Origin of the sequence: Rhodococcus sp. R1101, assembly GCF_000278445.1 — a bacterium.
In the GTDB taxonomy this organism is placed as follows: domain Bacteria; phylum Actinomycetota; class Actinomycetes; order Mycobacteriales; family Mycobacteriaceae; genus Rhodococcus; species Rhodococcus gordoniae.
In genome coordinates this window covers 1-7,470 of the sequence record NZ_AJVB01000168.1, presented here as the reverse complement: position 1 = coordinate 7,470, position 7,470 = coordinate 1, and the positions used below count along the sequence as shown (strand labels likewise).

Below are 7,470 nucleotides of genomic sequence, written 5' to 3'. Positions count from 1 at the left end.
GCGCCTCCTTCGGAGGCGTGCTGGTGCTGCTCGTCGGACTCGGCGGAATCACCCTCGTCGGAGGCGCTTTCGTCGGCGGGGTGATCGCTCTGCTTCTGGTCCTCGCGATCGCGCGGGCCGTCCCGGGAGCACCACTGCTCATGATCATCCTCGGCGGGACCGTCGTGGGCGCGATGTTCCAGGCGATGGTCTCGTTCATCACCTATATCGCCGATCCCTACAGTGAACTGCCGTCGATCGTCTTCTGGCTCATGGGATCTCTCGCCACCGCCGGCTACGGGAAACTCGCGATCGCCGCGGTGCCGATCCTTCTGCCCGCCCTCGTGGTACTCGCGCTGCGCTGGCGCCTGAACATCCTGTCGATGGGAGACGAGGACGCCGTCGCTCTCGGTCTGCGCCCGCAACGCCTGCGGCTGCTGTTGCTCGGCTGCGTCGCGATGATCACCGCCGCTGCGGTGGCGGTCTCGGGTGTCATCGGATGGGTGGGCCTGGTCGTGCCGCACCTGGTACGCATGATGATCGGCACCGACAACCGGATGGTGCTGCCCGTCAGCGCGCTGCTCGGCGCCGCCTATCTCACCGCCATCGACACCCTGTCGCGTGTGCTCAGCACCGCCGAGATTCCGATCGGCATCCTCACCGCGATCATCGGTGCGCCATTCTTCGTCGCTCTGCTGATCCGCAACCGAACCCGACTGTGGGGTAGCGATGCTTGACGCGAAATCCATCTCGTTCCGGTACTCGGCCAAGGGGCCGTGGATCTTCGAGGACGTCACGGTCACCGCGTGCGCCGGTGAGGTTCTCGCTGTGCTCGGGCCGAACGCGCGCGGCAAGACGACGATGCTCAAATGTCTGTCCGGCCTGCTCGCACCGGTCACCGGGACCGTCACGTCCTCGGGCACCATCGGATACGTGCCGCAGAGTCATGCGGTGGCGTTCTCGTTCACCGTGCTCGACATCGTGCTCATGGGACGCGCCCGCAAGGTGCGGATCTACAGCAGCCCCACGGATGCCGACCGTGACGCCGCTCTGGACGCACTCGGTCGCGTCGGCATCCTGCATCTGGCCACCCGCGATTACGGCGGTCTGAGCGGGGGCGAACGGCAGCTCGTCCTCATCGCCCGGGCCCTGGTGTCCGGCTGCGACACGATCGTGCTCGACGAGCCGGCCTCCGCCCTCGACCTGCGGAACCAGGCACGTGTGCTCACGGTTCTGCGCGGCCTGGCCGACGACGGGATGGCCGTGGTCATGACGACCCATCATCCCGATCACGCCCTGCACATCGCCGAACGTTCGATGCTCATGGTCTCCGCTGACGACCAGCGGGTCGGTGCCACCCGGGAGCTGCTCGGCGACGAGTTGCTCAGTGAGATGTACGGCGCGCCGATCGTCACCGCCGACGTCACGACACCGAGTGCACTCCGGCGGTTGACGGTTCCGGATTTCGGAAGGGGGATCGCATGAGCGTCCTGAAAGCGGTGATGGCGCCGCGCGACGGTGCGCTGATCGACGGCTTCCGCGAGATCGACGTCTACGACCTGCCGTCCGCGTGCGGGCCCGAGGTCACCGGAATCTACTTCACCGGCGACGTCGATCAGGAATATCTGTCCGACAACCGCGACGTGCTCGACGCGTTCGTCGCACGAGGCGGCAGAGTTCTGATCAACGGTCACGTCCAGCGGATCTTCCTCACCGGCCTCACACGGTGGCGCAAGCTCGAATTCCGCAACCCCTCGGATCTCGCCCTGAGCCGGGTGAACGAGCATCCGGTCTGGGCCGGGATCGATCCGAAGGCCTTGCTGTACAACAGCGGTCGCCGGGAGCCAGTGCCCTTCGAGGAACTCGAACGCATCGGCGTGGCCGGTTTCTACGGCCGCGGATGCTATCTCGACATGCCCGACGGCGCGCAGGTGGTGCACACCCTCGGACGTACCCACGCGCCGATCGACTACGAGTACCGGCTCGGCCGGGGACGGGTGCTCGTGCACGGCGGCAACGACCTGCTGCAGTTCGCCGGTGAGCACCGGGGCACCGCGCATCTTCGTACGCAGATCCTCGACTGGCTGGAGGGCCGATGAGCCGAGCGACCCGAACGAACCCGGCGCCGGCGGTCGCCTTCCTGCACGGCGGCAGCCACAGTCACCTGGCGACCCTGGCCGACCCCGCCCTCGCGCCCTACCGGATACGCGCGGTGCACGCCCGCACCGGCGTACCCGAGGACATCGCAGGCTCCGATGTCGTGGTCGTCGCCGACCGGTTGCGGCCGGACCTGCTGTCCGGATGGGCAGCGGCGGTGAAGGATGCCCTGGAACGAGGCGCGACGGTCGTCGTCTTCGGTGAGAACCACGTCCAGGACTGGCTGGGAGTGCCCGAACAGCCGCGGCCGACCGTCTTCTGGTGGTGGCGCACCGGCGAGGACCACCGGGTGCGACTGCAGGCACCGGACCATCCGGCCTGGGGATTCTTCTCCGACCGCTCGGTGATCTGGCACTACCACGGGGTGCTCGAGCCCCCACCCGGCGCAGTGAGTCTGGCGGATCTGCACACCCCCGACGGAGAACGGGACGGTTCGATCCTGTTCGTCGACGAGACCAACCACCGCGGCCGCCTGCTGGTGACCACGATGGATCCCGTCTACCACCACGGTTCGGGCTTCATGCCCGGTGCCACCCGATTGCTGTATTCGGCCCTGCACTGGGCCACGAGAGGATAGGACGCGCGTGCTCACCGTCTACGAGTCGGGACAATCGATCGAATTCACCTTCGCCGACCTGATGAAATATCACGGTCCCGAGTTTCCCGGGGGAGTGGCTCACGGCTTCACGGTGATGCGGCACGCCTTCTCGATCCTCGGCGACGTCGAGCGGCGGGAAGTTCGGGTGCGCACCGCCTTCCCCGGCCCCGGAGGACGCGACGCCGTGGAGATGGTGCTGCGTGCCGTCACCGACGGGCGTTATGTCGTCGATCCGGAACTGGCCGCGACCGAACGCGGCGCCACCCTCGCCCGCTACGTCTGGCAGTTCACCTGGCGCGAGCGCAGCGTGACGCTGCAGATCCGCGACGACGGACTCGTCACCGACGAGTTCATCGCGCTCGGCGCCAAGCCCGGCCGCACCGGCCCCGAGAACGCGCGGCTCACCGTGTTGAAGCAGGAGATGACCGATCGCCTGCTCGCCCGCGAGGTGGGCGCCGCTTACGAAGTGGTGGAGTGACCCACCCCGGGACACAATGAGCCGCATGGCCGACAACTGGAGTGCGACCGACAACTACCTCACCGACGTGCTGATCGGCGACGACCCCGCGCTGAGCTCGGCGCTCGACGCGAACGCCGCAGCGGGACTGCCACCGATCGACGTCTCCGCCCCGCAGGGCAAGTTCCTGCACCTGCTCGCGCGGATGCGGGGTGCCCGCCGTGTCCTGGAGATCGGCACGCTCGGCGGATACTCGACCATCTGGCTGGCCGGGGCGGTCGGGGCGTCCGGCCGGGTGATCACGCTCGAATACGAGCCGAAGCACGCCGAGGTGGCCCGCGCCAATCTCGACCGCGCCGGGGTGGGTGACCGCGTGGAGATCCGCGTCGGCCCCGCTCTGGACTCGCTGCCGGGCCTGGTCGGCGAAGGCCCCTTCGACCTGGTGTTCGTCGACGCCGACAAGGAGAACAACAGCAACTACGTGCGGGCGGCGCTCCGGCTGTCGCGGCCGGGCACCGTGATCGTCGTCGACAACGTGGTGCGGGCGGGCGGCATCACCGACCCGGACAGCGACGACGAACGCGTCCGTGCGTCCCGGGAGGTGCTCGAACTGCTCGCCCGCGAACCGCGCCTCGACGCGACGGCGCTGCAGACCGTCGGGACGAAGGGCTGGGACGGTTTCGCGCTCGCCGTCGTGACCGAGTGATCTTCGGCTCAGGGCTGCCCGGGGAAGGCCACCGACGGCACGACTCCGCGGCTCTGCCGCCAGCGCGCCGCCCGTAGGGCCGCCTCTGTGAGCGCGCCCACGGCGGTGGCCCGGGTGGATTCGCTGCGTGACCGTTCCACGACCGACCGCCAGGCGACCGCCGTGTCGCTCTCGATCTGCTCGGCGAGCTGAGCGGCGGACGCGGGATCGGTCACCGGGAACGGCACGGTGTAGCCGGGGGCGGCGACCGGGGGATCGACGCTCGCGGCGCGCAGCGCTTCGGCCGTCGCATCACGTCGTGCGCGGTGCGCGGCGGTGTCCTCCGCCACCGCATCCGCGCGGGCGGGATCCGCGAAGGCCGCGATCACGCCGTATCCGAAGACCGCGGCGTGTTCGGCCTCGAGTGCGTCGACGAGAGCCTGCTGTTCGGAACCGGGTTCGGGTGAGCTCACGGCAACATCACCGCCGTCTGCACGGCGCAGGACGCGCTGATCGAGGCGAGCAGGCCGGCGCGGTAACCCGAGAGCGTGCGTGCGAGATCCGCGGCTTCGCGCTGCGACCGGTTCAGCCGTTCACGGAGTTCCCCGACGGTCGGGAGCTCACCGGTGGGTGTGGTGGCGGTGGTCGACGGGGGAGTGAAACTCGTGGTGGCGCCTTCCATCCGGGCGATCTCGGTCTCGAGCGCATCGGCGTGGGCGGTCCGCTCCGCCGCGATCGGGGTGAGCGCCGCGGACAGCTCCGGCGACCGGGCGAGCAGCGCGGTGGCGATCGCGGCATCGGTGCGGGCGCGGGTCGCCTGGGCCGCCAGCGGATCGGGTTCGGCGGCATCCTCGTCGGAAGCGCCGCACGCGGTGATCGTCGTGATTCCGAGCCCACAGACGGCGGCCGACGACCATCGCAGGACGGTTCGTCGGGAGACGGCGGGTCGGTCGAGTGGCATCGGCACCGGACCATCCTGCCAGTCGCGTCGCCGGGAGAAGGACGCCGCCCTGGTCACGACAGCACGAAACGCGGGTTAGGCTTGAAGTCTGCCGGTACGCATCCGTTCCGGCCCGCTGTCCGCTGCGACCACAACTGAACGAGGAGCCTGCCCGCCATGCCTGTGCCGCCCCCGGAGAGGATCGTCGAGCTCGTCTCCGATCTGCTCGCCAGAGAGGGATACGACCTCGAGGACGTGGTGGTCACGGCCGCCGGAAAGCACAGTACGGTGCGTCTTCTCGTCGACAGCGACGCAGGTCTCGGTCTCGACGAGGCGGCCCGCCTGAGCAGGGTGGTCTCCGAGTCCTTCGACGAGGTGCCGGACTTCGGCGAGTCGCCCTACGTGCTCGAGGTCACCAGCCCCGGTATCGGTCGGCCCCTGACCGAGGCCCGCCACTGGCGGCGCGCCCAGGGCCGCAAGGCGAAGGTGGAACTGGCCGACGAGACCCTCGTCGCACGCATCGGCGAGCTCGTCGGAGACGAGATCAGGCTCGTGCTGCCCGATCGGTCCGGGCCGGTGGTCCGTTCGGTCCCGCTCGCCGCGGTGCACAGAGCAGTGGTGGAGGTGGAGTTCTCCCCGCCGCCGCCGAGGGAACTCGAGCTCGCGGGTGGGGTTCCGGACGGCCGGGTCGCGGCCGGGGAGCTCACCGAGGGACCCGAGGACGAGACCGGCAGCGACGATCACGACGAGACGAACGAAACGAAGGTGGACAAGTGAATATCGAGATCGCTGCCCTGCGCATGCTCGAGGCGGAGAAGAACATCCCGTTCGACGAGCTCATCGCGACGCTCGAGACGGCCCTGCTCACGGCCTACCGGCACGTCGACGGACACCAGCCGCACGCGCGGGTCGTGGTCGACACGAAGACCGGCGCCATCCAGGTCCTGGCCGAGGAACGCGACGCCGACGGCAACCTGATCGCCGAGTGGGACGACACCCCCGAGGACTTCGGCCGGATCGCGGCGACCACCGCGCGTCAGGTCATCATGCAGCGCATCCGCGACGCCGAGCACGAACAGCGCTTCGGTGAGTTCGCGACCCACGAAGGTGAGATCGTCAGCGGCGTCGTGCAGCGCGACTCGCGTGCCAACGCCCGCGGCATGGTCGTCGTGAAGATCGGCGGCGAGACGAACAACGCCGAGGGGCTCATCCCGCCGGCCGAGCAGGTGCCGGGGGAGACCTACGAGCACGGCGACCGCATCAAGTGCTACGTCGTGGGCGTCTCCCGTGGGCAGCGCGGCCCGCAGATCACCCTGTCGCGGACGCATCCCAATCTGGTGCGCAAGTTGTTCGCCCTCGAGGTCCCGGAGATCGCCGACGAGTCGGTGGAGATCGTCGCGGTCGCCCGTGAGGCCGGGCACCGCTCGAAGATCGCCGTGCACTCGACCGTCCCCGGCCTCAACGCCAAGGGTGCGTGCATCGGCCCGATGGGGCAGCGGGTGCGCAACGTGATGCGCGAACTCGGCGAGGAGAAGATCGACATCATCGACTACGACGAGGACCCCGCGAGATTCGTGGGTAACGCACTGTCGCCGTCGAAGGTGGTGTCGGTCACGGTCGTCGACCCCGAGGCGCGCGCCGCCCGGGTCGTCGTTCCCGACTTCCAGTTGTCCCTCGCGATCGGCAAGGAAGGGCAGAATGCCCGGCTCGCGGCCCGCCTGACCGGCTGGCGCATCGACATCCGCAGCGACGCCGCGCCCGCCGGGACGGACGATTCCCGCGGCGGCTCGACAGGCTCGTAGGAGTGGGATGCGGGATTCCGGGCAAAACAGCGGTACAGTGGTCGATGGTTCAGCATGACCTGTCCTCGAACGGCGGGGAACGTGCCTCTACGGTGCGTACCTGTGTCGGATGTCGGCAGCGAAGGCTGACTGCCGAACTGCTCCGGGTGGTGGCGTGCGATACGGAATCGTCAGATTTCGCCGTGATTCCCGATCCGCGACGCAGGCTTCCCGGGCGAGGTGCGTGGTTGCATCCCACTCCGGAATGTCTGGAACTGGCGGTTCGGCGTCGAGCATTCGGCAGGGCACTGCGCGTGACCGGGCATCCGGACACCACAGCGCTGGATCAGCTGGTCGGGTCCACGGCACAGTGATCACGGACGCATCGAATCGGCCTCGGCCGGGTACGACGATCGTGGGAACGACGACGAGGAACACCAACAGTGACATCGCACTCTGAGAAGAACAGGCACGAACACTCATGAGCACACCGTGAAGCACCAGCGATGAACGTCCATCGGAGATAACCCGAGGTCGTGCGGGCAGTCGGCCGCTCGACCTCATCAGTGAGGAGAGCAGTGGCAGGCAAGGCCCGCGTGCACGAGTTGGCGAAAGAACTCGGTGTCACCAGCAAGGAACTACTCGCACGCCTGAAGGAACAGGGCGAGTTCGTCAAGTCCGCGTCTTCGACCGTCGAACCGCCGGTCGCGCGTCGTCTGCGCGAATCGTTCGGCAAGACCGAAGGCGACGGCGCAGCCGCGAAGGCTGCACCCACCCCCGCACCGAAGCCCGGTGCGCCCCGGCCGGGTCCCCGGCCCACTCCTGCGAGCCCGGCCCCGCGGCCCGAGACCGCGCGTCCCAAGCCGGGCGCGC

Annotated in this window: 12 protein-coding genes; 10 read left to right on the top strand and 2 right to left on the bottom strand. The window is 69.0% G+C overall.

Annotation, left to right across the window (positions count from 1 at the left end; genetic code table 11):
* From R1101_RS26545 to R1101_RS0112290, 6 genes are all read left to right on the top strand, one after another.
* On the top strand, nt 1–716 hold a 716-nt coding region (locus R1101_RS26545; RefSeq protein ID WP_016933724.1), incomplete at its 5' end, for a FecCD family ABC transporter permease.
* Nucleotides 709–1,464: an ABC transporter ATP-binding protein gene (locus R1101_RS0112310; RefSeq protein WP_016933723.1), complete on the top strand. Its 756-nt coding sequence runs from the start codon at nt 709–711 to the stop codon at nt 1,462–1,464. The genes R1101_RS26545 and R1101_RS0112310, both read left to right, overlap by 8 nt.
* Entirely contained in the window at nt 1,461–2,078 is a 618-nt protein-coding gene (locus R1101_RS0112305) for a hypothetical protein (RefSeq protein WP_016933722.1), read from the top strand. Before R1101_RS0112310 ends, R1101_RS0112305 begins: the two co-directional genes overlap by 4 nt.
* Nucleotides 2,075–2,713 (top strand): hypothetical protein, encoded by a 639-nt coding sequence (locus R1101_RS0112300; RefSeq protein ID WP_016933721.1) that lies wholly within the window; start codon nt 2,075–2,077, stop codon nt 2,711–2,713. The genes R1101_RS0112305 and R1101_RS0112300 overlap by 4 nt, the downstream gene beginning before the upstream one ends.
* 7 nt (nt 2,714–2,720) lie before the next feature.
* Nucleotides 2,721–3,212, top strand: coding sequence for a hypothetical protein (locus tag R1101_RS0112295; RefSeq protein ID WP_016933720.1), 492 nt, complete (start codon nt 2,721–2,723; stop codon nt 3,210–3,212).
* A gap of 25 nt (nt 3,213–3,237) precedes the next feature.
* Nucleotides 3,238–3,897 (top strand): O-methyltransferase, encoded by a 660-nt coding sequence (locus R1101_RS0112290; RefSeq protein WP_026003194.1) that lies wholly within the window; start codon nt 3,238–3,240, stop codon nt 3,895–3,897.
* An 8-nt stretch (nt 3,898–3,905) separates the two neighbouring features.
* Here the strand turns inward: R1101_RS0112290 and R1101_RS0112285 are convergent, their stop codons facing one another.
* Together R1101_RS0112285 and R1101_RS0112280 are read right to left on the bottom strand one after the other, a co-directional pair.
* Nucleotides 3,906–4,349 (bottom strand): ferritin-like domain-containing protein, encoded by a 444-nt coding sequence (locus tag R1101_RS0112285; RefSeq protein ID WP_016933718.1) that lies wholly within the window; start codon nt 4,347–4,349, stop codon nt 3,906–3,908.
* Nucleotides 4,346–4,837 carry a hypothetical protein gene (locus R1101_RS0112280; RefSeq protein WP_198420267.1) on the bottom strand — a complete coding sequence of 164 codons (492 nt, stop codon included), beginning with the start codon at nt 4,835–4,837 and terminating at the stop codon, nt 4,346–4,348. The genes R1101_RS0112285 and R1101_RS0112280 overlap by 4 nt, the downstream gene beginning before the upstream one ends.
* 156 nt (nt 4,838–4,993) lie before the next feature.
* Here R1101_RS0112280 and rimP point away from each other — a divergent pair, with 156 nt between their 5' ends.
* From rimP to R1101_RS26540, 4 genes are all read left to right on the top strand, one after another.
* On the top strand, nt 4,994–5,593 hold the full coding sequence (gene rimP, locus R1101_RS0112275) for a ribosome maturation factor RimP (protein WP_016933716.1): 600 nt from the start codon (nt 4,994–4,996) through the stop codon (nt 5,591–5,593).
* Complete coding sequence (nusA, locus tag R1101_RS0112270) at nt 5,590–6,618, top strand: transcription termination factor NusA (protein ID WP_016933715.1); 1,029 nt, start codon at nt 5,590–5,592, stop codon at nt 6,616–6,618. Before rimP ends, nusA begins: the two co-directional genes overlap by 4 nt.
* Before the next feature lie 44 nt (nt 6,619–6,662).
* Nucleotides 6,663–6,971, top strand: coding sequence for a YlxR family protein (locus R1101_RS29575; protein WP_081494085.1), 309 nt, complete (start codon nt 6,663–6,665; stop codon nt 6,969–6,971).
* Nucleotides 6,972–7,175: 204 nt separating this feature from the next.
* On the top strand, nt 7,176–7,470 hold a 295-nt coding region (locus R1101_RS26540; protein WP_037223142.1), incomplete at its 3' end, for a translation initiation factor IF-2 N-terminal domain-containing protein.

Coding starts and splice junctions, on each gene's coding strand:
- R1101_RS0112280 (WP_198420267.1), bottom strand. CDS start 4,837: ATGCCACTCGACCGACCCGCCGTCTCCCGACGAACCGTCCTGCGATGG.
- R1101_RS0112290 (WP_026003194.1), top strand. CDS start 3,238: ATGGCCGACAACTGGAGTGCGACCGACAACTACCTCACCGACGTGCTG.
- rimP (WP_016933716.1), top strand. CDS start 4,994: ATGCCTGTGCCGCCCCCGGAGAGGATCGTCGAGCTCGTCTCCGATCTG.
- R1101_RS0112305 (WP_016933722.1), top strand. CDS start 1,461: ATGAGCGTCCTGAAAGCGGTGATGGCGCCGCGCGACGGTGCGCTGATC.
- R1101_RS29575 (WP_081494085.1), top strand. CDS start 6,663: ATGGTTCAGCATGACCTGTCCTCGAACGGCGGGGAACGTGCCTCTACG.
- R1101_RS0112310 (WP_016933723.1), top strand. CDS start 709: ATGCTTGACGCGAAATCCATCTCGTTCCGGTACTCGGCCAAGGGGCCG.
- R1101_RS0112300 (WP_016933721.1), top strand. CDS start 2,075: ATGAGCCGAGCGACCCGAACGAACCCGGCGCCGGCGGTCGCCTTCCTG.